Source organism: Cobetia sp. SIMBA_158 (assembly GCF_046566945.1).
Classification (GTDB): Bacteria; Pseudomonadota; Gammaproteobacteria; order Pseudomonadales; family Halomonadaceae; genus Cobetia; species Cobetia amphilecti.
The window spans coordinates 1-270 of record NZ_JAWJYL010000408.1 but is presented as its reverse complement, the minus strand read 5'-3'; the positions used below and the strand labels follow the sequence as shown (position 1 = coordinate 270).

The following is a 270-nucleotide window of genomic DNA, read 5'->3' as shown; positions in this document are numbered from 1 at the left end:
CGAGCGTCCAGCCGCTCGCGGTATCGGCGCTGTCGCACACCGCGATGCCGAGTTCGTCGAGCACCGCCGCCACCGCATCGACGCCGCTGTCATTCGCATCATCGTCGGGCAGTGCGTCGATGATGTCGCCGCGCGTGACGAAGCCGCGCGACAGGCCAGCCGCGATCAGCGCATGGAGATGCGCGACGGCGTGCGGCGCTGCACCGTCGTCGCGGCCGGCCGTGGGCACCGCCGCGTGCCGCGCCGGCATCCCGTCGCGCGATGCGTCAC

The 270-nt window shown here is 73.3% G+C and carries 1 protein-coding gene; it reads right to left on the bottom strand.

What is annotated here, in order from left to right; translation table 11 throughout:
• The coding region (locus tag R2R70_RS20485) for an RNA polymerase sigma factor region1.1 domain-containing protein (protein ID WP_410978976.1) at positions 1-270 on the bottom strand (270 nt) is incomplete at both ends.